Here is a 24,851-nt window from a genome sequence, read left to right on the forward strand (position 1 = left end):
CGGGGCCGGCCGCCCGAGATGCAGAGGCGCGCGGGCGAAATTACGATCGAATTCAACAGACCAGGCCTACGCCTCGGTCTCCCCGACGGGGGGAGGCGCATGTCCTTGCTGTCAGCACGCCGGCTGATGGCCGCCCACATCGCCCTCGTCACGGTCGCCACAATCGTGTACATGACCATCCCGGCGGCGGCCCCCGCCCTGTGGGCCGTCATCGGACTCGCCGGCGTAGCCGCCGTGGTGACCGGCGTTCGTGTCCACCGGCCCGCGCATCAGTGGCCCTGGTGGTTCCTGGCCGGCGGACTGCTCACCTTCATCACGGGCGACACGTACTACAACGTGATGGAGGAGTACTTCGACGCCTCCAACCCGTTCCCCTCCCCCGCCGACGCCTGCTACCTCGCCACCTACCCGCTCTTGGCGATCGGACTGTCGGGGCTCGTACGGCACCGGTGGGCCGACCGCGACCTGCCGAGCCTGCTCGACGCGCTGATCATCACCACGGGCCTCGCGCTGCCCGTGTGGGTGTACCTGGTGCAGCCGCTGACGGTGGCGGAAGGGCTGACCTGGCAGCAGCGCGCCGTCAGCGTCGCCTATCCCCTCGGCGACGTCCTGGTGCTGGTCCTGCTGGCCCTGCTGCTGACCCCGAGTCCGGTCGACGGGACCAACCGCGCCGTGCGGCTGCTGGTCGTCGGCACGCTGACACTGCTCGGCTTCGACATCGCGTACGGGATCCTGCAACTGAACGGCCTGTGGCAGACCGGCACCCTGCTGGACCTCGGCTGGATCGCCTTCTACACCGCCTGGGGCCTGGCCGCCCTGCACCCCTCGATGGTCACGCTGACCGCGTCCGTGCCGCAGCGGGAGTCCCTGCTGCCGCCGCCGCGCCGGCTGGTGGCGCTCGCCGTGGCCACGCTCATCGCGCCGGGGATCCTGTTGTACGAGGGGCTGAGCAATCAGACGCGGGACGCCGCCGTGATCGCGGCCTTCTCGAGTGCGCTCTTCCTGCTGGTGATCCTTCGGCTGGCGGGGATGGTCGTGGCCCATCGCCATGCGGTGACGCGGGAGCTCGCGCTGCGCGAGGCCGCCGCCTCGCTGGTCTCGGCCTTCCGACAGGAGGAAGTCGACCAGTCCTGTCGTACGGCGGTCGACCGGCTGATGGGGCCGGACGTACCGCACGGGACCGTGCTGCTGCCGACGGAGCGCGCGGCGGACCTCGGCGCGCGGGGCACCCACCTGGTGAGTCCGGACGCCCTCGATCCCGACGTCGCCACCGGACTGGACGGCCTGCCCGCCGTCCTGGTCTGCCCCATGACCCAGCCCGACCGTCCGGCCGGGACCGTCCCGGGTGTCCTGCTGGTAGCCGCCCCCGAGCGGCAGCTCACCGAGACCTGGGGCTCGCTGGAGATCCTGGCGTCGCACGCGGGCCTGGCCATGGAGCGGGTCACGCTGCGCCAGGAGGTCTTCCGGCGGGAGAGCGAGGCGTACTTCCGCACCCTCGTCCGCAACGCCTCGGACGTCATCCTGATCCTGGAGGACGACGACACCATCCGGTACGCCAGCCCGTCCGCGCGGTCCGTGTTCGGCACCGACGACCTCGTCGGCGTCTCGCTGCCGAAGCTGGTGGATCCCGGGGACCGGGAGCGGGCCGCGCGGGAGCTGGCCGCCGTGCGGGAGAGGGGGCCGCGACCCGGGCACGACCACTGGTGGGTGCGGCGCCAGGAACGGCGTGTCGAGGTGGAGGTGCGGTGCAGCGACTTCCGGGACGAGCGGACCGTGTCCGGCCTGGTGGTGACGCTGCGGGACGTGACCGAGCAGCGGCGGCTGGAGCAGGAGCTGACGCAGCGGGCCTTCCACGACTCGCTGACCGGTCTGCCCAACCGGACGCTGCTGCTGGAGCGGATCGAACGCGCCCTGCTGCGCGGCCGCCGCGAGTCGACCCTGACCTGTCTGCTCTTCATCGACCTGGACGACTTCAAGCTGGTCAACGACACGATGGGGCACCGGGTCGGCGACCATCTGCTGATCGCCGTCGGCAACCGGCTGTCCCGGGCGCTGCGGCGCACCGACACCGCGGCCCGGCTCGGCGGGGACGAGTTCGCCGTGCTGATGGAGGACGCCAGGCAGCCGCTCGACGCCGAGCTGCTGGCGGCCCAGGTGATCCAGACACTGGGCCGGCCGTTCGACCTGGACGACGAGTCGGTGACGGTGTCCGCCAGCGTGGGCGTGGCCACCGCGCGCGACAGCACGGACGCGGAGGAACTGCTGGGCCACGCCGACCTCGCGCTGTACGCCGCGAAGGCGGCGGGCAAGCGGCAGTGGCGCCGCTTCAAGCCCCTCCTGCGCAGCCGCATGGTGGAGCGGCACGACCTCCAGTCCCAGCTGGTCCAGGCCGTCGCCGACAAGACGTTCGCGCTGCGTTACCAGCCTGTCGTGGACATCACCGGAGGCGAGGTCGTCGGGTTCGAGGCCCTGGTCCGCTGGCCGCACGAGCGGCGGCCGCCCGTCACGCCGGACCAGTTCATCAGCCTGGCCGAGGAGACCGGGCAGATCGCCCCGCTGGGGTCGTGGGTGCTGGAGAACGCGGTCAACGACATCGCGGGGCTACAACGGCTGCCGGGCCCGGCCCGTCCGCCGTACGTCAGTGTGAACGTCTCCGCGCGCCAGTTCCACGACGCCGGATTCGTCGAGCAGGTGGGCCAGGCGCTGAGCACGCCGGGGCTGGAGCCCGGGTCGCTGCAGCTGGAGCTGACGGAGACGGTGCTGCTGCACCGCGACGACCGCCTCCAGACGGTGCTGCACACGCTCAAGGAACTCGGGGTGAACATCGCGGTCGACGACTTCGGCACCGGCTTCTCCTCGCTGCGCTATCTGCGGGACTTCCCCATCGACGTACTGAAGATCGACAAGTCGTTCATCGACGACATCGCCCACGACGCCCAGCAGGTCGCCCTGGTCGAGGGCATCGTGCGGATCGCCGACACCCTGGGCCTCCAGGTCATCGCGGAGGGCATCGAGGACACCGCGCAGCGGGACCTGCTGGCCGGGATGGGCTGCCGGTTCGGGCAGGGGTACCTCTTCGCCCGGCCCATGACGGTGGAGCAGAGCGCGCACGTGCTGCGGTACCCGAACGCCCGCCCCTTCGCGCCGCCCCGGCCACGTCTCGAGGCCGCCCGGGGACGCCGGGAGGCGCGTTGGGCGGACCTGGAGCATCTGCGGCGCACCAGCCCCATGAGCGACGCGGTCCTCGACGAGGTGCGCGGCCGGCACATCCGCAGCGGCGACCACTGGCTGATCGACTTCGCGTCCTGCAACTACCTGGGTTTCGACTGGGATCCGGAGATCATGGAGGCCGTCGATCCCGCGGTTCGCGAGTGGGGCACGCACCCCAGCTGGTCGCGGCTGCTGGGCAGTCCGCGGCTGTACCCCGACATCGAGGAGCGGCTCGCCGCGCTGCTGGGCGCGCCGGACACGCTGCTGCTGCCGACGCTGACGCTGGTGCACGCCTCGGTGATCCCGGCGCTTGCCGAGGACGGGCACGTCTTCGTGGAGGCGACCGCGCACCGCACCGTCTACGACGGCTGCATGGTGGCCCGCGCCCAGGGCGCCACCCTGCACCGCTTCCGCGCCGAGCGGCTCGACGAGCTGCGTGCCCTGCTGGCCGGGGTGCCGCCGGGCGCGCCCCGGCTGGTGTGCCTGGAGGGCGTCAACAGCATGAGCGGCAACATCACCGACCTGCCCGCGCTGGCCGCGGTGTGCCGGGCCCAAGGAGCGACGCTGTACGTCGACGACGCGCACGGCTTCGGCGTGATCGGGGAACGCGGGCCGGCGGAGACCTGCCCGTACGGCATGCGCGGCAACAGTGTGGTGCGGCACACCGGGGAGTCTTACGACGGGATCGTGCTCGCGGCCGGTTTCTCCAAGGCGTACTCGTCGCTGCTCGCCTTCCTGGCGCTGCCGTCGGAACTCAAGAACCGCCTCAAGACCGCCGCGGCTCCCTATCTCTACTCGGGGCCGTCCCCGACGGCGTCGCTGGCCACGGCGCTCGCCGGGCTGGACGTCAACGAGCGGCGGGGCGACGCCGTCCGGGCCGACCTGTACCGCAAGACGGTCCGGGTGCTCGATCACCTGGAGGGCCTGGGGGTGAGCACCCTCAACACGGACCGGCTGCCCATCGTGGAGGTTCCGCTGGCGAACCCCGCGGACCTGGACGCGGTCGCCGCGTACCTGTGGGAGGAGGGCATCTACGTGACGCTCGCCGCCTATCCGCTCGTGCCCCGCGACCGGGTCGGCTTCCGCATCCAGCTCACGGCGCTCAACTCCGACGACGACATCGACCGCCTGAACGGGACCCTGTCCCGGCTGTCCGAGCGTTTCCCACTGCGGCTGAAGGGCTAGACGGCCATGACGACGCACAACGACGACGTGGACTGGGACCGCTGGCCGGTCGCCGACTACCTCCGGGAGAACTACCGCGAGGTGCATCCCTCGGACGCGGCGGTCGTCGCGCACCACAGCGCCTTCTACCGCCGCTTCCCGCGCGGCGCCATCGCCCGCTCGGTGGAGTTCGGGGCGGGTCCCAACCTCTATCCGCTGATCCTCGCGTCCGGCGCGAGCCGCAGGATCGACGCAGTGGAGGCGGGCGCGAGCAACGTCGCCTACCTCCAGGACCAGATCTGTCACCGTCTCGACGCGAGCTGGCTCCCCTTCCACGCGCTGTGCCGGCGGCTCAACCCGGACGTGCCGGCGACCCTGGCCGGGGCGCTGGCGCATGTGAACGTCGTCCACGCCGACGTCCGGACCCTGCCACCCGGCTCGTACGAACTCGCCTCCATGCACTTCGTCGCCGAGGGCGCGACGGAGGACTTCGCCGAGTTCGCCGACTTCTGCCGCACCTTCGTCCGCAGTGTCGAGCCGGGCGGCCACCTGGTCGCCGCGTTCATGGAGAACATGCCGACGTACCGCATCGGCCCGGCCTCCCGCTGGCCCGGCTGTCCGGTCAGCCCGGCGACCGTGACCGAGGTCTTCACCCCCCTGACCCGCGACCTGGACGTCACCCACATCGACGCGGACCCGACCCTGCCGGACTACGGCGATTCCGGGATGGTGCTGCTGACGGGGGTGGCGGAGGCGGTCTGAGGGCGCTGATCCGGCCGTCGCCGACGGTCACCGGCGACCGACCGGGGTCTGGTGCGGCTGCGGCTGCGGGACGAGGGGGCGGGGCTTCGCCGTCGACCGCGGCCGTGCGCTGAGCGAACCGAAGCGCCGCCGCCCACGGGCTGCTGCCCAAGGGCGAACCGGAGCGCCGCCGATGTCCCCTGCGATGCGGCATCCCTAGGAGTGTCCGCGAAGTCCTCCCCCTGCTCGAAGAGCTTGGGGGAGTGCCGGGCGTCGCGGGGCAGGCGGGACTTTGCGGACACCCCCTACAGCACCGGGGCGCTGCCCCGACCGACCGCAGCCCGACCAGAGGCGACGTCCGGCGCGGGCACGGGGGACGGCGCGGCTTCGGGCACGACCGCGGTGTCACGTGGTGGCCGCCCGGTGGGACACACGGGCTCCGCCGCACCAATCGCAGCACGGTCGCCGTGGAATCCGGCGGTGAGGCCGCGAGGGCTCCGTCCGTCGGCACCGGGCGGCAGGACCTCGGCGGCGGGGCCCTCCGGAACCCCGCCGGCAGGCCGTCCGAGCCCTGGCCCGCAGGGCCGTCGGTGTACCCCCGGCCGCGGTCGCCCTCCCCTGACGAGCCGGCGAACACGGCGAGCCGGCTCCGGAAGCCGCTGAGCGGAACGCCGCAAGCCGCCTCCTCAGCCCTCCGCCCCCGGGCGGAACCGCCGACGCAGGACGATTCCCCCGGCCACCAGTGCCGCGCTCGCCGCGACGGCCTGGAGGGTGTGGTCGGTGCCTGTGTGAGCCAGGGCGCCGGTGGCGCGGGGGCCCGCGTGCGGGGCCGGTTCGGGGGCGGGCTGAGGCCGAGGCGGGGTGGGCGGCTTCGGCGCCGCCGGCTCGGGTGGGTGGTGGGGGCGGACCGGACGGTCGCCCGGGGTGTTCGAGGACTCGTCGTCGGTCGACGGGTTGCCGACGCCGACCACGTTCACGGTGTTGCCGGTGACATTGACCGGCAGGTCGACGGGCAGCTGCACGCCGTTACCGGAGACCACGCCGGGTGAATCCTTTCCGCTGCCTTCCGCGACAGCGCCGCCGGGTTTGCCGGGCTTGCCGGCCCGCCCGTCGTCCTTGTTCGCGCAGCTGTTGCCCGCGGCGGGATTGAGGAGCCCCACCACGTTCACGGTGTTCCCGCACACGTTCACCGGGACGTGCACCGGCAGCTGGACGGTGTTGCCGGAGACCACCCCGGGCGAACCGGCCGCCGAGCCGTCCGCCCCGGAACCGGCGTACGCGGGGACGGTCAGGGCCATCGCGCCAGAGGCGGCGGCGACGACGATCACACCGTTTCGGGTAACCCGTTTCATAGGTTCCCTGCCTTCCAGACATCGTCGCGGGCACTCACCCGCACGAGATAAAACGCGGACGGCCGATCCGAGTTATGGCTTATCGGCCTTTCACTCCATCGAGCGGCCCGGTTGTCGAACTAGCGGTAAAGACCTTCGTATGCGCGACGCGGCCGCGCAGGATAAGGCACCGCGTCCCCGCCCGCCCGTCCGGAGGCGCGGCTTCCGGTGCCTGCTTATGGTGAGCGAGGGCGCCGGTCCCCTGTCCGCTGTGGGGCGCCCCCTGGAGGCATCGATGCTGGCCAAGCTGTCCACGCGCCCCTCGCTGAGGCGCTGCGCGGTCCCCTGTGCGGCCGGGCTGGCCCTGCTGGGTGCGGGGCTGCCGACCGCTGACGACCCGGCGCCCGGCCTGGCGCGCTTCTACGAGCAGAAGGTCAAGTGGTCGGCGTGCGAGGGCGAGGACGTGCCGAAGGACCTCCAGTGCGGCAAGATCACCGTCCCCCTCGACTACGCCGACCCCGGGAAGGGGACCCTCGATCTGGCCCTGGCCCGCTACCGGGCCACGGGCAAGTCCCGGGGCTCAGTGCTGCTGAACTTCGGCGGCCCGGGAGGTCAGGGCGTGGGCCAACTCGCCATGGCCGGCAAGGACTTCATGGGCCTGACGAACGGCTACGACGTGGTCGGCTTCGACCCCCGGGGCGTCGGCCGCTCCTCACCGGTCAGCTGCGGCAGCGCCCCGGACGATTCACTGGAAGCGACGGACGGCGACGCCGCCGTGGCCGATCCGCAGGCCGTGCTCGCAAAGCTGCGCGACGCCGCGGCCGAGTGCACCGAGCACTCGGGGCCCGTCCTGGCCCACATCGGCACGGTGAACGCCGCCCGCGACCTGGATGTCATGCGCGACGCGCTCGGCGACGGCAAGCTCAACTACCTGGGCTTCTCCTACGGCAGCCGGCTCGGCGCGGTGTACGCGGCCCAGTTCCCCGACAAGGTCGGCAGGATGGTGCTGGACGGCGTCGACACGCTCACCGAGCCGCTGTCCGAGCAGGGTGTGGTGACCGCACGGGGACAGCAGACCGCGCTGGAGAACTTCCTCGCCTGGTGCACGGAGGACATCGCCTGCCCGTTCGGGCAGAATCCGCGGGAGGCCAGGGAGCACGTCGTCCAGGTGGTCGAGTCGCTCGACGAGGACCCGGTGCCCACCGACTTCGGCGAGGCGTTCTCCGGCCAGGACTTCGCGGGCGCCCTCGCTCAGGGGCTGTACAGCAGGGAGCTGTGGCCCTCGCTCCAGCGGGCCGTCGCGCACCTGCTCGAGGACGGCGACACCAGCCGCCTGGAGGCCTTCGCGTCCGGGGGTGTCGCCCATCCACCGTGGCGGGCGGCCCACGGCGGGCTCGTCGACCCGGAGGACGTGCCCCTGGACAACCTGCCGGCGGCACTGATGGCGGTCAACTGCGCGGACGATCCCGACCGCCCCGCCGCCGAGCAGGTGCGCAGGGACCTCGGCCGGCTGCGCGCCCGGTACGAGCGGGCGTCGCCGGTCTTCGGCCGGTACCGGCTCACCCAGGTGCTGATGTGCTACGGCCGCCCCAAGGGCACCGACTTCATCCGTGACGAGGTCAAGGACCTCGACACCCCGAGGATGCTGCTCGTCGGCACCCGGGGCGACCCGGCCACGCCGTACCGCTGGACAGTGGAGACGGCCGAACGGCTCGGGTCGTCGGCCGTGGTGCTCGACAACCGGGGCGAGGGCCACACCGGCTACGGCTCCTCCAAGTGCGTGCACCGCAAGGTCGACGCGTTCCTGCTGTACGGCACTCTGCCGCCGGACGGCAGTTCCTGCGGCTCCGACCACGACACCGAGTGAGCCGGTGCGGCCACGGGCCCTCGGTCAGCCGAGTGAGACCTCGGGTGCGTAGAGGTCCAGCCACGTCGCCAGGTCGAGGGTCCGCTCCAGGCCCCGTCGTGCGGCCTGGCTGCTCACGCGCGTGTCGCGGTGTGCGGCCTGCCGGAGCAGTTCGGGGTCGACGAGGTCGAAGACCGGATGGTCCGACCGCGCCAGGAGGTCCTTCGCCTGGTTCCGGAGGGCCACCGCGTACTTCGGGTCCTGCGTGGACGGGTAGGGGCTCTTGACCCTGTCGTACACGGACCGGGGGATCAGATCCGCGGTCGCCTCCCTGAGCAGGCTCTTCTCCCGCCCGTCGAAGGACTTCAGCGCCCAGGGGGCGTTGTAGACGTACTCGACGAGCCGGTGGTCGCAGAACGGCACCCGGACCTCCAGGCCGACGGCCATGCTGGCGCGGTCCTTGCGGTCGAGCAGGATCCGTACGAAGCGGGTCAGGTGGAGATGGCTGATCCGCCGCATCCGGAACTCGAAGTCGCTCTCGCCGTCGAGGCGCGGACACCGGCGACGGCGGAGCGGTGACTGTCGGCGACGTACGACTCCAGATCGAGGGCCTTGACCAGCTCCGGGCGCAGGATGCCCGCGTCGTCGCCGAAGTGCCGGCCGAGGCGCACCAGCCAGGGGAAGGTGTCGGCCTGGCGGGCCTCCTCGTCGAAGAACTGCCGGTATCCGCCGAAGACCTCGTCGGCGGACTCGCCGGACAGGGCCACCGTGGACCGTTCGCGGATGGCCCGGAAGAGCAGGTAGAGCGAGGCGTCCATGTCACCGAGACCGGCCTGGCAGGTCGCGGGCCCTGATCACCTTCTCCCGTACGCCGGGATCGGCGAGGGCGTCCACGTCCAGCACGATGTCCTGGTGATCGGTGCCGGCGTCCCGGGCCACGTCGTGCACGAAGGGAGTGTCGGGGGTGGCGCGCAGGTCGTCGGCGACGAAGTGGTCGGCCTGACCGGCGAAGTCGACGGCGAAGCTGCGGACCTGCTCGCCGTGTGCGGCGAGCTGCCGGGCGGCGAGCGCCGTCATGGCGGAGGAGTCGAGGCCGCCCGAGAGCAGGGTGCAGCGGGGTACGTCGGCGACGAGCTGGCGGCGCACGATGTCGTCGAGGAGCGAGCGGACGGTGGCGATCGTGGTGTCGCGGTCGTCGGTGTGGGGCAGCGTCCGCAGCTCCCAGTAGACGCGGCGGCGTACGCCCGTGCGGTCGACGGTGACGACGGTGCCGGGCTCGACCTCACGCATGCCCTCCCACACGGCGTGTCCAGGGTCTTGACCATGGTGAACAGCTCGCGCAGGCCGTCGAGGCCGACGCGTCGGCGGGCCAGCGGGTTGGCGAGGATCGCCTTCGGCTCTGAGCCGAACAGGACGCCGTCGGGAGTGGGGTGGTAGTAGAGGGGCTTGATGCCCATGCGGTCACGGATCAGCACGAGGCGGTCGGTGCGGCCGTCCCAGACGGCGAAGGCGTACATGCCGTTCAGGCGCTCGACGACGGCGTCGCCCCATTCGAGGTAGCCGCGCAGGACGACCTCGGTGTCGGAGTCGGTGGCGAAGCGGTGGCCGCGGGCGCTGAGCTCGCCGCGCAGTTCGGTGAAGTTGTAGGCCTCGCCGGAGTAGACGAGGGCGACGGTGCCGTGCGGGGTGGCGGCGGTCATGGGCTGGCGGCCGCCGGGCAGGTCGATGATCGCGAGCCTGCGGTGTCCGAGGCCGGCGGGCCCCTCGGCCCAGACGCCCCGGTCGTCCGGGCCGCGGCAGGCCATCGTCTCGGTCATCGCGTCCAGGGTCGCTGTCTCGGCACTCAGGTCGCGGTCGAAGGAGACCCAGCCGGTGACGCCGCACATACGCGTTCCTCCCGAACATCAGTTGTATCAGCCATCTATATTTCGAGCGTGTTACGGCAGCACCCATCAGGTCAACTCGCCGACGGAGCGCGCAGCCCCGGTCACCCCTCAGATCCAGCCGTACTTTGCACACGCGATATCCCCGGATCCGCCGCGCGACGGGGAACCCCGGCGGAAATCGGCCGGCGGCAAAAACTTCCCCAACTCCCCGACCGCGACACCCCTGCAGCGAGGCACCGATTGCCCCGAATGCCCTGATGGCGAATCCGCTCTATCGTTCTGTCATGGAGCACGTTCCGAGTCCCGCGACCCTTGCCGAGCTGCGGCGCCCGCGCCCCTACCCCGCGGTCTCCGTGCTGACGCCGACCCACCGGCGCGATCCCTACAACACCCAGGACCAGGTCCGGCTGCGCAACGCGGTGGCCGAGGCCAAGCGGCAGCTGGAGGCCGATCCGGCGGTCAGCCGCGAGCGACGGGCCGAGGTCGCCCGGCACCTCGACCAGGCCCTGTCCGAGGTCGATCTGACGCACGCCGAGGACGGCCTGGTGATCTTCGCCGCCTCCGGCGAGCACCAGGTGTGGTCGCTCGCCCGGTCCGTGCCCGAACGCGTGGTGCTCTCGGACACCTTCCTCACCCGCAGCCTCGTCTCCGCCCAGACGGCAAAGCGGCCGTTCTGGGTGCTGTCGCTCTCCGCCGACCGTGCCACCCTGTGGAACGGCGGCGTCGACCGCGTCGTCGAGCAACGCGCCGACGGCTTCCCGCTGACCCTCCGCGTGGAGAACTTCGACCCGGAACGGCAGCAGCGGGTCGGCGACCCGCCGAGCGCCCTCCGGGAGGAGCGCACCCGCCAGTTCCTGCGCGCGGCCGACACCGCGATGAGCACCGTCCTGCGCGAGCACCCGCGCCCGCTGTACGTCACCGGCCCGCCGGCCGCCCTCGCCCTGCTGGACGAGGTCGGCAGCGCCGCCAAGGGGGCGGTGCACGTCCCGCACGGCGGCCTCGCGCACGGGACGCCCGAGTCCGTGTGGCAGGCCATACGGCCGGTGATCGAGACGGAGGCCCGCCGGAACACGGACGCCGTGACCCGCGCCCTCGAAACGGCCCGCGGACGACGGGAGTTCGCCGCCGGTGTCGACGAGCTCTGGCAGAGCGCCCGGGACGGCCGCGTCCGGCTGCTGGCCGTCGAGGAGAACTACCGCGTGACGGTCAGTGACGTCGGGGACCATCTGATCCTCGCCGAGAGCGGCGATCTCGAATCCCGCGAGGACATCGTGGACGAGATCGTCGAGCAGTGCCTGGACACCGGAGCCGACGTCCGCTTCGTACCGGACGGCACACTCGGCGAGGTGGACGGCATCGCCGGCGTCCTGCGGTACTGAAACCCCCGAACACAGGGTCGTCGAACACGCGCGGCAACCTTGCACCGCCATCCCGACGGACCGTCAAACCCCTTGTGTAATCTACGACTTGATCCTCCGGAGAGCCTGCTCCGCACCTACCTCGGAGTAACTCCGTGAGACTGTGGCATATGCCAGAAGCACCACCGTATCGTGTGTTGCCAAATCCCTTACAGGGCGTCGCGGGCTGTGCAACAGTCGTAACGGTCCCTCCGTCCGCCTTGGTCGAACCGTCCCCGCATCGGAGTGCGTCATGCCGTCCCACCTCTCCGCGGACCGCCCACCCGCCCAGCCGCCCGGACGCGGCTCGGTCGACGCGCTGATATCGCAGACGCGGCGGCTCAAGGGCGACGTGGACGCCGTGCGGCGCGACGTCGAGGAGGACGGATCGGACCACCCCCGGGGACGCTGGCAGCGCGCTCTGTACGACCTGGCCCTGCACCAGCTCAACGACCTCGACGAGCACTTGGCCCAGCTGCGGGACGGACCCCTGCCCACGGCGGCCCCGGAACCCACCGCGCCCGCAACCGGCTCGCTGCTCAGCCGGGTCGGCAGCGCCGAGTGGAACCTGCTGACGGACGAGGCCAGTTGGTCCGGGGAGCTCTACCAGATCATGGGCCGCGACCCCGCCGCTCCCCCGCTCACCCTCGACGAGCTGCCGTCCCTGGTGCTCGACGAGGACCGGCCGAAACTGACGGCGATGGTCACGAACTGCCTCGTCGACGCCCGGCCCATCGACGGCGAGTTCCGCATCGCACGCCGGGACGGCGACGTACGGACCGTGCACATGATGGGCGAACCGGTGCTCGACTCCGACGGAAGCACCGCCTCGATGTGGGCCGTGCTGCGGGACGTCAGCGAACTGCGCCGCAGCCAGCGGGTGGTGAGCGAGACCCGTGGCTCGCTCACCGACCTGCGGCAGGACGCGCAGACCGAGCACCGGCTCGCGGTCGAGTTGCAGGAGGCCGTGCTGCCACCGTGGCGCGGCTCCCTGCGGCTCCCGCACCGGGGCCCCAGGACCCTCGACCTCGCGGCCCGGCGTCTGCCGGCGTCCACGGACACGCCGATCAGCGGCGACTGGTACGACGCGCTCGAACTGACCGACGGCGAGACCCTCCTCAGCGTCGGCGACCTCACCGGGCACGGCGTCGGCGTCGCGTCGAACATGACGATGCTGCTCGGTGCCGTACGCGGCATGGCGATGGCCGGAGCCCCGCCCGGCCCGTTGATGGCCTGGCTGAACCAGTTACTCGACGCCACCGTGCAACCCGCCCTCGGCAGCGCCGTCTGCTGCCGCTACCGCCCCGGGACCCGCACCCTGGTGTGGGCGCAGGCCGGACACCCCGCCCCGCTGCTGTTCCGCGACGGGACGGGGCGTGCACTGGGCGCACCGGACGGCGTCCTGCTCGGCGCCACCTCGGGCGCCGTCTACGGGCAGGCCGAAGAGACCCTCGAGGTGGGCGATCTGCTGCTCCTGCACACCGACGGGCTGGTACCCGGGCACACCGGAACGGCGGCCGCGAACCTCCTCCTCGACCTGGCGCCGCGGCTGGCCGGAGCCTCCACCGCACAGGACTGCGTGCGCACGGTGGTCCAGGAGTTCGGCGAGAGCGAGCGCGCGGACAACGCCTGCGTGCTCGTCGCCAAGGTCACGGCATAGGAAACTCAGGCCTGTGCGTTGGTGCCGCCCCTGCCCTTCGTCTTCGGCAGGGCGAACTTGATCTCCTCCCGCAGCTCCTGGATCTTCGGGTAACCGGAGTACTGGGCGGTGAGCCGGTACATCTGACGCAGCCGGTCCCAGGTGCGGTGGGAGGAGTTGGAGCCCATCGACACCAGGGCCAGTCGCGCGTACCGGTCCGCCTGTTCGGGGTCGTCCGCGATGAAGCACGCCGAGGCCATGGACAGATAGTCGAAGATCTTCGACCGCTGCCGCCCGTCGATCCGCAGGGCGAGGGCCCTCTCCGCGTAGTACTGCGCGTGCACGGCCGCGTCGGGCTCGAACTCCGCCAGCGTGCGGTAGGACAGGGCCTGCATGCCGTACAAGTCGGCCTCGTCGAACAGCTGCATCCAGCTCGGCGCCGGGACGTCGCCCTTGTCGGAGACGAAGAGGTCCTCCGCCTGCCCCAGGGTGCGACGCATCGCCTGGCCCTTGCCCATGGACGCCTGCGCCCAGGCCTCGACGGTGCACAGCATGGCCTTGGTGCGCGGCAGCACCTCCTCGCCGGAGCCGGACTGGGCCAGCTTCATCAGGTCCAGGGCGTCGTCCGGCCGGCCCAGGTGCACCATCTGGCGGGCCGCCCGGGAGAGCGCCTCGCCGGCCCGGGGCCGGTCGCCGCCCTCTCTCGCCGCGTGCGCGGCGATGACGAAGTACTTCTGAGCCGTGGGCTCCAGGCCGACGTCGTGCGACATCCAGCCCGCGAGGACGGCCAGGTTGGCGGCGACGCCCCACAGGCGCCGCTGGAGATGGGGTGGGTGTCGGTAGGCGAGCATGCCGCCCACTTCGTTGAGCTGGCCCACCACGGCCTTGCGCTGGAGCCCGCCGCCGCGGGCCGCGTCCCAGGCGCGGAACACCTCGACCGAGCGCTCCAGTTCCTCGATCTCCTGCGACCCGATGGGGGCGGCCTCGTAGCGGTCGAACCCAGCGGGGTCGGCGTGCAGGGGATGATCGAGGTCGGGAGCGTCGGCAGCCAGGGCAGGGTCGGTGTGCAGCCAGTCGTACATGGCGCTGCTGAGTGCGGATCCCGCGGCGAGCGCGGCGCCCGCGCCCACCAAGCCGCGTCGGTTGAGCATGAGGTCCATTCCCGTGAATTCGGTGAGGACCGCGGCGGTCCGCTCGGGCGCCCACGGCACTCCGTCGGGAGACTCCGCACTCCCGCCGCCCTGCCGTTTCCCCGCACGCCCGTGCCGGACCAGACCGAGGTCCTCGATGGTCACGACACGGCCGAGACGCTCGGTGAACAGAGCCGCCAGCACCCGCGGTACCGGATCGCGCGGGATCTCTCCCATGTCGATCCAACGCCGCACCCGGGAGGTGTCGGTCGCCAGCTGGGGATGGCCCATGGCCGCCGCCTGCCGGTTGACCAGCCTCGCGAGTTCGCCCTTGGACCAGCCGGCCAGGCCGAACAGGTCCGCGAGCCGGGTGTTGGGTTGTCCGCTCACGTCAAGCCCCCAGGTTCTCGGCTGAGTTGACAGTAGCCCGGCCAGACTTGCCGGGCGACTATTCGCCAGGGTTCGCCAGGGTGCGCCAGATGGTGTGCCACTGGTCATCGGGTGTCAGGTAGGAACGCGCCACCCCGACCCGGTCGCCGCAGGGACATTCCCCAGGGTGCTCCCGGGAGCCCGGGCCGGGTGGTGCGCTGTCGTCGCAGGCACACGAAGGGATCTGTCTCGCCCATGTACGCAGCATCGTCCTCCGTGTCCGCACCGCCCCGGTCGCTGCACCCCCGTCCCACGGACAGCGGCCCCTACCTCGCCCCCGCGCGGCCGGCGGCCCCCGTGCTCGGTGCGGGCAGGGCGCGGCGCGGCGCGGTACTCGGCACCCAACCGCTCAGCGGGAGACTCGACTTGTCCGGCCCCCAGGGCGCGCAGCTGCGCACGGCGATCGCGTCGGTGCACCGCATCTGCCCGGAGTTCGCCCCGGTGCAGGTTCTGCGCCGCAACGGGCGGTCCGTGCTTCTGGTCGGCACCACCGGTCGCAGCTCGGCCGTCGCCAAGTGTTTACTGGACCACTCCCCCGCCTGGTCCGAGCGGATCCGCCACGAGATAGCGGCGTACCGCTCGTTCGTCCGGCACCGCCCACCCGTGCGGGTGCCGAGACTGATCGCGGCGGACCCGGACAACTGCACACTGGTGATCGAGCGGATGCCGGGACGGGTGGCGGCGCTCCAGCGGCACCCGGCCGAGGCGCCGCCGCGGGCGGACATCAGGGCGGCACTCGGCGCGATCTGCCGGCTGAACGCCTGGCGGCCGCCGGCGGGCACGTTCGACGCCCCGCTGGACTACGCGGCCCGGATCGCTCGGTACCACGAACTGGGCCTGCTCACCGACCGGGATCTGGGTGATCTCCAGAAGCTGCTGCACGGCATCGCGCAGGCGGCCGGGCGGCAGGGCATGGGCCAGTTCTGCCACGGCGACGCACTCTTGTCGAACATCCTCCTGTCACCGGCCGGTCCAGTGCTGGTGGACTGGGAGCACGCGGGCTGGTATCTGCCGGGGTACGACCTGGCGACGCTGTGGTCGGTGCTCGGGGACGCACCGGTCGCACGTCGGCAGATCAGCCAGATCGCCCAGTCGGCGGGCCCGGCGTCCAGGGATGCCTTCCTGGTGAACCTGATGCTCGTGCTGACGCGGGAGATCCGTACGTACGAGACGGCCGTGCAGCGTTCGATGCACGACGCGACCCCGGCGGCACCGGGTACGGCCCACCCTGGTGCTGCGCCGTCCGGCGAGGAGCAGCGGCTGCTGCTGCGGCGGCTGCACGACGACTGCCAGATGGCCCGGCGGGCCGTGCGCGCGGCGGTCGGCACTCGCTGACGGGGACGAAGGGGCCGCTGTGTGCCTGGTCAGGCGCGCAGCGGCCCTTTCGTGTGCGGGCTGCCGGTGGGTTCAGCCCTGCTGGAACAGCTCCGCGGGCAGCGGTTTGAGCAGGGCGTACAGGTCGTCCGTGATGGGACGGTCCCAGGCGGCGATGGTCACCAGGACGTTGTCGCTGCGGTCGAACTGCACGCAGGAGATGCGGCTCTCGGAGAGCTTGACGCGGCGCACGATCAGGAGGTTGTCGCCCTGCATCACCGGCACGTCCTCGGTGCCGACGACGGTGACCTCCTCGTCGTTCTCCAGCGCCAGCAGCAGCTGGGCCACCTCGAAGGGGACCTGCCCCTCGGGGACCTCACGGGCCGGGGAGCCCTCCGGCAGGTTGCCGATGATCATCGCGGGACCGCGGCCGCCGAACAGGTCGTAACGCAGGAAGACGCCCTGGCAGGTGCCGTCGGGCGCGGGCAGCAGCCCCGCACCGAGGTTGCCGGGCCAGTCGCCCGGGTCCATGGCCAGTACGTCGAAGTCGGGCCCGGCGGGCGTGGCGCTGCGGCGGCGGAGGAACGACATGCCGCCATGGTACGTGGCCCGGCCTGCGAAGTGTCGGGAGGGCGGCGACCCGGACACCCCCTACGCCGTCGTCCGGTGCCGTTGGTGGTGGCGGGCCACGCGGGCGCGGTTGCCGCAGGATGGTGTGCACCACTCCTGGCGCGGGTGGTCCTTGAGGAAGTACCGCACGCAGCGGGGCGCATGGCAGGCCCGCAGCCGGTCGCGGTCGGGGCTCGTGAGGAACGCGATCACCGCGTGTGCGAGGGCGGACGTCAGGTCGTCGCCGCCGCGTACGGGGTGCCGGAGGACCTCGGGTCCGGCATCCTCGGGCCAGTCCAGGGCGGGCACGGTGGGAGTGCGGGCGGCGGCCTCGTTGAGGCGCCGTACGGCCTCGGGTCCGGGCAGCAGGCGGGCCGCGTCGGCGGGGCTGGGCTCGCCGGGGCGCACGGCGCGGGCGAAGAGCGCGCGGACGGCGGCCCGCAGGTCCCGGACGGCGGCGAGCTGCGCGGTGTCGGCGGTGAATCGGCCGGCGTCCGGCAGGATCTCGGGGTGTGCCCGGACCCAGGCGGTCAGGCCTGCCGGGTAGGTGAGGTCGTCGGCGACGCCGCCGCTGCCGTCGTGCCGGATGGTGAGAGCCAGGTCCAGGGCGAGCCGGGTGTCCCTGCTGATCGGTTCCCGCATGAGCCTAATGATAGGCCTGCCGGTATCCATTACAGCGGGGTCAGTCCTCCAGCGGTGCCGGCGGGACCACCGCGACGGGGCTCGCGGCGTGCAGCAGGACCGCGTGGGTGACCGAGCCCAGCATCCGGGCGGGTGCCAGCAGGTGCCGCCGGTGGCGGCCCACGACGACGAGATCGGCGCCCGGGGAGGCCGCCACGAGGTGTCCGGCGGCGTCGCCCGCCGCCGCGACGGGCTCGACCGGGACGTCGGGGTGCCGTTCGCGGTACGGGGCGAGGAAGCCCTCGGCGAGGATTCGGGTCTGGTCCTCGATGACGTCCTGGTCGACGATCGGCGGGGGCAGTTCGCCGGGCATCATCCAGGGCTGCGCTGGCCACGGGTAGGCGGCGACCGCCTGGAGCCGGCCGCCGCGCCCGGCGGCCTCGGCGAAGGCGAACTCGAGTGTGGCCTCGTCGGGGCCGTCCACCTTCAGGCCGACGACCACGCGCGAGCCGGGACCGGACAGCGCCTCGCCGGGGACATCGCGTCCGGGCCGGGGCACCACCACGACGGGGCACTCGGCGTCGCGTGCGGCGGCCATGCCGTTGGAGCCGAGCAACAGGCTGGCGAAGCCGCCGCGGCCCCGGGAGCCGAGGACCAGCAACTGGGCGGAAGAGCCCAGTTCGGGCAGGACGGCGCTGGGTGCGCCCTCCAGGGCGAGGTACTCCATGTCCGGCCGGGTGGAGAGGCCCTCCACGTGGGCGCGGACCCGGTCGAGCACCGGGTCGTCCTGCGGATCCGGCGGTCCGGCCGCGAGTACCTCGGGCTGCGCCCAGTGGGGGTATTGGCGTACGTGCACCACACGCAGGGGTGCCGAACGCCGGCGGGCCGCGTCGAGGGCCCACTCCAGGGCGCGCAGGCTGTCGTCCGAACCGTCGACCGCCGCGATGACCGGCAGGGTGCTCATGGGTTCCTCGCCTTCCGGGATACGACCTTGCCTCAAGGGGTCAGCCTGGCTGAGGCGCGGGCCCCGGGAGGATGTCTCAGGTCGCGTGTCCGGAAATGCGGGCGCAACACCCCCGGATCGGCCGTGGGGTCACGGCCGATCCGGGACGGTTCACAGGGTGCCGCGGTCAAGGTCGCACGGCGCCGCGTCAGGTGAGGTCGAACTCCCCTTCCCGCGCTCCCGACACGAACGCGCCCCACTCGGCGGGCGTGAAGATAAGGGAGGGACTCTCCGGGCGGGCGCTGTTCCGCATGGCGATGAAGCCTTCCACGAAGGCGATCTGCACATCCCCCAGGCCGCGGCTGCTGGACTGCCACGCTGCGTTGGTGAGGTCCAGTTCCGGCTTGTCCCAGCCCATGAGCGGGCGCTGCTGGGTGGTGGTCTCGGCCACGTCCGTGCTCCTCCCGGTTCGTCGTCCGCGGCCAGCCTAGCGATCGCGCCCCATGGCGGACAGGGCACGTGAGGGGGACCTTTCAGGAGTCCGGGGGCTCGGCTCCCACGAGCCACATGGAGAAGAACTGCGAGCCGCCGCCGTAGGCGTGGCCGAGGACCCTGCGGGCGCCGTCCACCTGGTGCTCCCCGGCCTGTCCGCGCACCTGGAGCGCCGCCTCCGCGAAGCGGATCAGGCCGGAGGCGCCGATGGGGTTGGTGGACAGCACGCCGCCCGACATGTTGACGGGCAGGTCCCCGTCCAGTTCGGTCACGCCCGCCTCGGTGAGCTTCCACCCTTCGCCCTGGTCGGCGAAGCCGAGGTTCTCCAGCCACATCGGCTCGTACCAGGAGAACGGGACGTAGATCTCGGCGCCGTCGATCTCGCGGCGGGGGTCGGTGATCCCGGCCTGCCGGTAGACGTCGGCCGCGCAGTCCTGGCCGGCCTGTGGGGAGACGAAGTCCTTGCCGGCGAAGAGGGTCGGTTCGCTGCGCATCGCGCCGCCGAGCATCCAGGCGGGTGGTCGCGGTGCCCGGGCGGCTCCGGCGCGGTCGGTGAGGATCATGGCGCAGGCGCCGTCGGAGGAGGGGCAGGTCTCCGAGTAGCGGATCGGGTCCCAGAGCATGGGTGAGGCCGTCACCTTCTCCAGGGTGATGTCGTGTTCGTGGAGGTGGGCGTAGGGGTTCTTCAGCGCGTTGCGCCGGTCCTTGAAGGCGACCAGGGCGCCGACGGTCTCGGGCGCGCCGCTGCGTCGCATGTACGCGCGGATGTGCGGAGCGAAGAACCCGCCGGCTCCGGCGAGCAGGGGCTGCTGGAAGGGGATGGGCAGGGACAGGCCCCACATGGCGTTCGACTCGGACTGCTTTTCGAAGGCGAGGGTGAGGACGGTGCCGTGGACGCGGGCGGCGACGAGGTTCGCGGCGACGAGCGCGGTGGATCCGCCGACCGAGCCCGCGGTGTGGACGCGGAGCATGGGCTTGCCGACGGCGCCGAGCGCGTCGGCGAGGTAGAGCTCCGGCATCATGACGCCCTCGAAGAAGTCGGGCGCCTTGCCGATCACGACGGCGTCGATGTCGGCCCACGTCAGCTCGGCGTCGTCCAGGGCCCGTCGGGCCGCCTCCCGGACGAGTCCCGCGATGGACACGTCGCGGCGTGCCGCGACGTGCTTGGTCTGGCCGATACCGACGACGGCCACGGGCTCCTTGCTCATCGGGGCTCCCCTTCGAGTACGGCGACGAGGTTCTGCTGGAGGCAGGGGCCGGACGTGGCGTGGGCGAGGGCGCGGTCGGACTCGCCGCGGTGGATGCGGGCGGCGGCCCCTCCGATGCGGATGAGACCGGCGGCCATGATCGGGTTGGCGGCGAGGGCACCGCCGGAGGGGTTGACGACGACGCCGTGGTCGAGGCGGAGGGCCTTGCGCAGGACGATCTCCTGCGCGGTGAAGGGCGCGTGCAACTCGGCGGTGTCGACGGGCCGTTCGAACGCGCCGGCCCGTTCGGCGGCCAGCCGGGTGGACGGCGAGTCGGTCAGGTCGCGCACGCCGAGGCCGTGTGCCTCGATGCGGTGGTCGATGCCGCGGATCCAGGCCGGGCGTGCGCACAGTTCACGGGTTCGGTCGCCCGCCGCGAGGACGACGGCGGCGGCCCCGTCGCCGATGGGCGGGCAGTCGCCGGTGCGCAGGGGCTGGACGAGGTAGTCACCCTGCGGGACGGGCCCCCTGAGCTGCGCGTGCGGGTTGGCGGTCGCCGCCTCACGGTTGCGGGCGGCGACGCCGGCGAGCGCCGGTTCGTCGGCGTCGCCGGCGTCGATGAGGGCCTGCGCCTGGAGGGCGGCGAGCGCCACGGAGTCGGGCCACAGGGGTGCCACGTAGTACGGGTCGAGCTGGCGCGTGAGGACGTCACGGACCGAGCCGGGCGAGGACTTGCCGTACGAGTAGACCAGGGCGGTGTCGGCATCGCCGGTGAGCAGTTTTGTCCACGCCTCGTACAGGGCCCAGGCGCCGTCCATCTCGACGTGCGACTCGGAGATGGGCGGCCAGGCGCCGACGCCGTCGAGGGCGAGGGTGAAGGAGAAGGCGCGGCCGGCGAGGTAGTCGCTGGAGCCGGAGCAGGTGAAGTCGATGTCGGCGGTCTTCAGGCCGGTCCGGTCGAGGACCTCGTGCAGCACCGGCATGAGCATCTCCACCTCGGAGAGCTCCTCGCCGGTGCGGCGGTGGTCGGTCTGGGCGAAGGCGACGACGGCGATCCGGCGGTCCCCCGGTGTGCTCGTCACAGCAGCTCCTTGTAGGTGTCGTAGTCCGCGTCCGGTTCGCCCGTGGGCCGGTAGTGGTCGGGATAGCGGGCGCCTTCCGTCCACACCGGTTCGACCCGCAGCCCCATGCGGACCTCGTCGTACGGGATGCCGCCGATCCGGCCGTGCAGTGCGAGGTCGGCGCCGTCGAGGGCGATGTGGGCGTAGACGTAGGGCACCTCGATGTCGAGGTTCTTCGCCTTGATGTTGACGATGCAGAACGTGGTCACTGTGCCGCGCGGCCCCACCTCGACCTGTTCGGATGTGGCCACCCCACATGTGGGGCACGCACCCCTCGGCGGGACGTACACCTTCCGGCAGGACGGGCAGCGCTCGCCGACGGTCCGCTGGCCGCCGAGAGCGTTGATGTAGGCGGTCTGGGCGCGGCCTGGCGAGTAGGTGTAGTCGAGGCGGGCGGCGGCGACGATGCCGGTGACCGGGTCCGCGAACTCGCCCCTGTGCCCTGCTGTTTCGGCCCGGTCACCGTCGTACGGCTCGAAGCAGGCGATGTCCGTGATGGCGCCGGTGCGTTCCGCCGCCCAGCGGATGCGGACGCGCAGGCCGGTGTGCACGGCGTCGGGGCCGGGGGCGTCGAGGGCGTGCAGGAGGGCGGTGTCGGCGCCGTCGAGGCGGACCAGGGCCCAGGCGAAGGGGGTGGTGAGGGGCTGTCCGCGGCGGGGGGCGTGGTTCCAGGCCCAGGTGGTGACCGTCCCGGTGGGGGCGACTTCGACGAGGTCGCGGATCTCCTCGGCGGTGACGGGGTCGTACTCGACGGGCGGGACGAGGGTGCGGCCGTCGGCAGTGCGCACGCCGAGGACGACGCGTTCGCGCAGGCCGGTCAGGAAGGCGCTCTGGACGGGGCCGAGGGAGCGGGTGAAGGGGAATTCGACGACGAGAGGGGCTTTGAGGACTTCGGGCATCCCGGCGGGCTCCTTCGGTCAGGCGCGCTTGTAGACGGGCGGTCGCTTCTCCGCGAAGGCGCGGGCACCCTCCTTGGCGTCGGCGGTGTCGAAGACGGGCCAGCCGCGGGTGAGTTCGGCCGCGAGGCCGTCGGACTCGGTCATCTCGGCGGTCTCGTAGACGGAGGCCTTGACGGCCTCGACGGCCAGCGGGCCGCAGGAGTTGATCTGTTCGGCGATCTCCAGTGCCTTCGCGAGCGCCGTGCCGTCGGGGACGACATGGCCGACCAGGCCGATGGCGGCGGCCTCGCGGGCGCTGTAGGGGCGGCCGGTCAGGAGCATCTCCAGGGCGTGGGTGCGCGGGATCTGGCGTTGCAGGCGGACCGTGGAGCCGCCGATGGGGAACAGGCCGCGCTTCACCTCGAACAGGCCGAAGGTCGCGGATTCGCCGGCGACGCGGATGTCGGTGCCCTGGAGCATCTCGGTGCCGCCCGCGACGCAGTACCCCTCGACGGCCGCGATCACCGGCTTGCACGGGCGGTGGTGGCGCAGCATCGCCTTCCAGTGCAGGTCGGGGTCGGCCTTGAGCCGGTCGCGGTACTCCTCGCCCGCCATGCCGTTGCCGGCGAGGGCCTTGAGGTCCATGCCCGAGCAGAACGAGCCGCCCGCGCCGGTGAACACGATCGAACGGACCGAGTCGTCCGCGTCGGCCTCCAGCCAGCCGTCGTAGAGGCCGACGAGCATCGGCAGCGAGAGCGCGTTCCTGGCTTCGGGCCTGTTGAGCGTGAGCACCAGTGTGGCGCCTTCGCGCTGCACGGTGAGGTGTTCCGTCCCACCCATGGCCAACTCCCCTCTCGTGGAACGAGAACAGGTTGCAGTAGGGCGGGAGGCACTTCAAGGGTTTTCTGACAGACAGTCAGATTTCTTCGCGGAGGCCCTTCACAGTTGGACCGCCCTTTGCTCTGATGACCCGCGAACCGTCCGATGCCAGGCACGTCCCGGGGTCAGGAGGAGCGGTGGAGTACAACCTTGCCGACCTGTTCGAGTCGGTCGTCGACGTGGTTCCCGAACGCGAGGCGCTGGTGTACGTCGACCATCCGGGCACGGGCGCGGAGCGCCGACTGACGTACGTGGAGCTGGACGCGGCGGCCAACCGCGTCGGCCACCATCTGCTCGACAGCGGGCTACGGCCCGGGGAGCACGTCGGGCTCCACCTCTACAACGGCGTGGAGTACCTCCAGACGGTGCTGGGCTGCCTGAAGGCGCGGATCGTCCCGGTCAACGTCAACTACCGGTACGTCGAGAAGGAGTTGGTGTACCTCTACCGGGACGGGGACCTGGTGGCGCTGGTCTTCGACGCGGAGTTCACGGACCGGGTGGCGGCTGCGCGGCCCCGGGCGGAGAAGCTGCGACATCTGATCCGGGTGGGAGCTCCGGCGTCTGGGGCCGCCGCGGTGCCCTGTGTGGAGTTCGCCCATGTGGAGGCCGCGGGGTCGCCCGAGCGCGGCTTCCCGGCACGCTCGGGTGACGACCAGTTCATCATCTACACGGGCGGTACGACCGGGATGCCCAAGGGTGTGATGTGGCGGCAGGAGGATCTGTTCTTCGCGGGGCTCGGCGGGGGCGCGCCGACCGGTGAACCGGTGAAGAAGCCGGAGGAGCTCGCCGAGCGGGTCGCGGCCGGTGGCACGGGGATCACCTTCTTCCCGACGGCCCCGCTGATGCACGGCACCTCCACCCTCACGGCGTTCATCGGCTTCAACTTCGGACAACGGGTCGTGATCCACCGCAAGTTCGTGCCCGAGGAGGTGCTGCGGACCGTGGAGAAGGAGAAGGTCAGCAGCATCTCGCTGGTGGGGGACGCGATGCTGCGGCCGCTGATCGACGCGCTGAGCGGGCCGCTGCGGGACATCGACCGCTCGTCGCTGTTCAGCGTGTCGTCGTCCGGCGCGATCATGTCGGACACGGTGCGCCGCCAGTTCCAGGAGCTGGTGCCGAACGCCATGCTGCTGAACAACTTCGGCTCGTCGGAATCCGGTTTCAACGGGACGGCGACCGAGGACTCGGGCCCCGAGCGGGGGTTCCGGGTCCGGGTCAACGCCCGTACGCAGGTGGTGGACCCGGCCACGTACGAACCGGTGGCGGCCGGTGAGGTGGGCCGGATCGCCCAGTGCGGACATGTGCCGCTCGGCTATTACAACGACCCTGCCAAGACCGCCGGGACCTTCTTCGAGAAGGACCGCGAGCGGTGGGTGTTGCTCGGCGACATGGCCACCGTCGACGAGGAGGGTGTGGTCACCGTCCTCGGCCGCGGCTCGCAGTGCATCAACACCGGCGGCGAGAAGGTGTACCCGGAGGAGGTCGAGCAGGCCCTCAAGTCCCACCCGGACGTCTACGACGCGCTCGTGGCCGGGGTGCCGGACCCCCGGTGGGGCCACCATGTGGCGGCCGTGGTGCAGTTGCGGGAAGGCGCGGCGCGCCCGTCGCTGGAGGACATCCGGACCCACTGCCGTGACCGGCTCGCCGGTTACAAGATCCCGCGCCAGCTGGTGATCACGGAGTCGGTCCAGCGGTCGCCGAGCGGCAAGGCGGATTATCGGTGGGCTCGGGAGGTGGCCGTGGCGGCGGACGGGTGATTCTCCGGCCGGTCGGTTGAACCTGAGGTGACGTGCGGACGTACTCGTGGTGGCAGGCTCGGACGCCGGGCTCTGTTTGCCATGCCTAGCAAGACCGCACGGAAGGACCACCGGGTGTCGCTCTTCACTCGCTCCCAACAGCAATCGGGCACGACCGGGAGCGGGGCGGAACCGGATGACGATACCGGCGCGGCGGGGCCGGCCAGTGGCACGGCGGGGGTGGATCCCGACGGCGATACGACCGCGACGGAGTCAGGCGAAGACGCCGGCGTGGCGG

At 72.0% G+C, this 24,851-nt stretch carries 17 protein-coding genes and 1 pseudogene; 7 read left to right on the top strand and 11 right to left on the bottom strand.

Translation table 11 applies throughout. The features are described from left to right. Positions 1–126 precede the first annotated feature (126 nt). Entirely contained in the window at positions 127–4,395 is a 4,269-nt protein-coding gene (locus V8690_RS01565) for an aminotransferase class I/II-fold pyridoxal phosphate-dependent enzyme (protein ID WP_338785204.1), read from the top strand. Positions 4,396–4,401: 6 nt separating this feature from the next. Further along, positions 4,402–5,136 (top strand): class I SAM-dependent methyltransferase, encoded by a 735-nt coding sequence (locus V8690_RS01570; RefSeq protein WP_338775495.1) that lies wholly within the window; start codon positions 4,402–4,404, stop codon positions 5,134–5,136. A gap of 665 nt (positions 5,137–5,801) precedes the next feature. On the opposite strand, the gene V8690_RS01575 is transcribed toward V8690_RS01570, so the two are convergent. Next, entirely contained in the window at positions 5,802–6,467 is a 666-nt protein-coding gene (locus V8690_RS01575) for a chaplin (RefSeq protein ID WP_338775496.1), read from the bottom strand. Between the two features lie 274 nt (positions 6,468–6,741). Here V8690_RS01575 and V8690_RS01580 point away from each other — a divergent pair, with 274 nt between their 5' ends. Further along, the gene (locus tag V8690_RS01580) at positions 6,742–8,313 is read left to right on the top strand and encodes an alpha/beta hydrolase (protein ID WP_338775498.1); all 1,572 of its coding nucleotides are present in this window, start codon (positions 6,742–6,744) and stop codon (positions 8,311–8,313) included. Positions 8,314–8,337: 24 nt separating this feature from the next. Here V8690_RS01580 and asnB read toward each other — a convergent pair. Further along, a pseudogene (gene asnB / locus V8690_RS01585) lies at positions 8,338–10,178 on the bottom strand (asparagine synthase (glutamine-hydrolyzing)). A 284-nt stretch (positions 10,179–10,462) separates the two neighbouring features. On the opposite strand from asnB, the gene V8690_RS01590 reads away from it, so the two are divergent. After that, positions 10,463–11,557, top strand: coding sequence for a chemotaxis protein (locus V8690_RS01590; protein ID WP_338775499.1), 1,095 nt, complete (start codon positions 10,463–10,465; stop codon positions 11,555–11,557). Positions 11,558–11,828: 271 nt separating this feature from the next. Further along, positions 11,829–13,235, top strand: coding sequence for a SpoIIE family protein phosphatase (locus tag V8690_RS01595; RefSeq protein WP_338775500.1), 1,407 nt, complete (start codon positions 11,829–11,831; stop codon positions 13,233–13,235). 5 nt (positions 13,236–13,240) lie between these two features. Here the strand turns inward: V8690_RS01595 and V8690_RS01600 are convergent, their stop codons facing one another. Next, a complete protein-coding gene (locus tag V8690_RS01600) occupies positions 13,241–14,734 on the bottom strand; it encodes a hypothetical protein (protein WP_338775501.1) in 1,494 nt (497 codons plus the stop codon). Between the two features lie 234 nt (positions 14,735–14,968). Here V8690_RS01600 and V8690_RS01605 point away from each other — a divergent pair, with 234 nt between their 5' ends. After that, on the top strand, positions 14,969–16,108 hold the full coding sequence (locus V8690_RS01605; RefSeq protein ID WP_338775502.1) for an aminoglycoside phosphotransferase family protein: 1,140 nt from the start codon (positions 14,969–14,971) through the stop codon (positions 16,106–16,108). A gap of 72 nt (positions 16,109–16,180) precedes the next feature. On the opposite strand, the gene V8690_RS01610 is transcribed toward V8690_RS01605, so the two are convergent. The 8 genes from V8690_RS01610 to V8690_RS01645 all read right to left on the bottom strand — a co-directional run bounded on the left by V8690_RS01610 (position 16,181) and on the right by V8690_RS01645 (position 22,778). Further along, positions 16,181–16,678, bottom strand: coding sequence for a hypothetical protein (locus V8690_RS01610; RefSeq protein ID WP_193506544.1), 498 nt, complete (start codon positions 16,676–16,678; stop codon positions 16,181–16,183). A gap of 60 nt (positions 16,679–16,738) precedes the next feature. After that, a complete protein-coding gene (locus tag V8690_RS01615) occupies positions 16,739–17,338 on the bottom strand; it encodes an ABATE domain-containing protein (RefSeq protein ID WP_338775503.1) in 600 nt (199 codons plus the stop codon). 40 nt (positions 17,339–17,378) lie between these two features. Beyond that, entirely contained in the window at positions 17,379–18,281 is a 903-nt protein-coding gene (locus tag V8690_RS01620; RefSeq protein WP_338775504.1) for a universal stress protein, read from the bottom strand. Between the two features lie 187 nt (positions 18,282–18,468). After that, complete coding sequence (locus V8690_RS01625; protein WP_338775506.1) at positions 18,469–18,711, bottom strand: DUF397 domain-containing protein; 243 nt, start codon at positions 18,709–18,711, stop codon at positions 18,469–18,471. A gap of 82 nt (positions 18,712–18,793) precedes the next feature. Continuing rightward, positions 18,794–19,960 (bottom strand): thiolase domain-containing protein, encoded by a 1,167-nt coding sequence (locus V8690_RS01630; RefSeq protein WP_338775507.1) that lies wholly within the window; start codon positions 19,958–19,960, stop codon positions 18,794–18,796. Next, positions 19,957–21,021 (bottom strand): thiolase domain-containing protein, encoded by a 1,065-nt coding sequence (locus V8690_RS01635; RefSeq protein WP_338775508.1) that lies wholly within the window; start codon positions 21,019–21,021, stop codon positions 19,957–19,959. The genes V8690_RS01630 and V8690_RS01635 overlap by 4 nt, the downstream gene beginning before the upstream one ends. Continuing rightward, a complete protein-coding gene (locus V8690_RS01640; RefSeq protein WP_338775509.1) occupies positions 21,018–21,959 on the bottom strand; it encodes an OB-fold domain-containing protein in 942 nt (313 codons plus the stop codon). The genes V8690_RS01635 and V8690_RS01640 overlap by 4 nt, the downstream gene beginning before the upstream one ends. Positions 21,960–21,977: 18 nt before the next feature. Then, on the bottom strand, positions 21,978–22,778 hold the full coding sequence (locus tag V8690_RS01645; protein WP_338775510.1) for a crotonase/enoyl-CoA hydratase family protein: 801 nt from the start codon (positions 22,776–22,778) through the stop codon (positions 21,978–21,980). A 176-nt stretch (positions 22,779–22,954) separates the two neighbouring features. Between V8690_RS01645 and V8690_RS01650 the strand changes: the two genes are divergently transcribed. Continuing rightward, a complete protein-coding gene (locus tag V8690_RS01650; RefSeq protein ID WP_338775511.1) occupies positions 22,955–24,574 on the top strand; it encodes an acyl-CoA synthetase in 1,620 nt (539 codons plus the stop codon). Positions 24,575–24,851: the final 277 nt, after the last annotated feature.

It is taken from the genome of Streptomyces sp. DG1A-41 (genome assembly GCF_037055355.1).
In the GTDB taxonomy this organism is placed as follows: Bacteria; Actinomycetota; Actinomycetes; order Streptomycetales; family Streptomycetaceae; genus Streptomyces.

Coding starts and splice junctions, on each gene's coding strand:
- V8690_RS01630 (WP_338775507.1), bottom strand. CDS start 19,960: ATGAGCAAGGAGCCCGTGGCCGTCGTCGGTATCGGCCAGACCAAGCAC.
- V8690_RS01620 (WP_338775504.1), bottom strand. CDS start 18,281: ATGAGCACCCTGCCGGTCATCGCGGCGGTCGACGGTTCGGACGACAGC.
- V8690_RS01615 (WP_338775503.1), bottom strand. CDS start 17,338: ATGCGGGAACCGATCAGCAGGGACACCCGGCTCGCCCTGGACCTGGCT.
- V8690_RS01575 (WP_338775496.1), bottom strand. CDS start 6,467: ATGAAACGGGTTACCCGAAACGGTGTGATCGTCGTCGCCGCCGCCTCT.
- V8690_RS01565 (WP_338785204.1), top strand. CDS start 127: ATGGCCGCCCACATCGCCCTCGTCACGGTCGCCACAATCGTGTACATG.
- V8690_RS01595 (WP_338775500.1), top strand. CDS start 11,829: ATGCCGTCCCACCTCTCCGCGGACCGCCCACCCGCCCAGCCGCCCGGA.
- V8690_RS01605 (WP_338775502.1), top strand. CDS start 14,969: ATGTACGCAGCATCGTCCTCCGTGTCCGCACCGCCCCGGTCGCTGCAC.
- V8690_RS01645 (WP_338775510.1), bottom strand. CDS start 22,778: ATGGGTGGGACGGAACACCTCACCGTGCAGCGCGAAGGCGCCACACTG.
- V8690_RS01570 (WP_338775495.1), top strand. CDS start 4,402: ATGACGACGCACAACGACGACGTGGACTGGGACCGCTGGCCGGTCGCC.
- V8690_RS01580 (WP_338775498.1), top strand. CDS start 6,742: ATGCTGGCCAAGCTGTCCACGCGCCCCTCGCTGAGGCGCTGCGCGGTC.
- V8690_RS01590 (WP_338775499.1), top strand. CDS start 10,463: ATGGAGCACGTTCCGAGTCCCGCGACCCTTGCCGAGCTGCGGCGCCCG.
- V8690_RS01610 (WP_193506544.1), bottom strand. CDS start 16,678: ATGTCGTTCCTCCGCCGCCGCAGCGCCACGCCCGCCGGGCCCGACTTC.
- V8690_RS01640 (WP_338775509.1), bottom strand. CDS start 21,959: ATGCCCGAAGTCCTCAAAGCCCCTCTCGTCGTCGAATTCCCCTTCACC.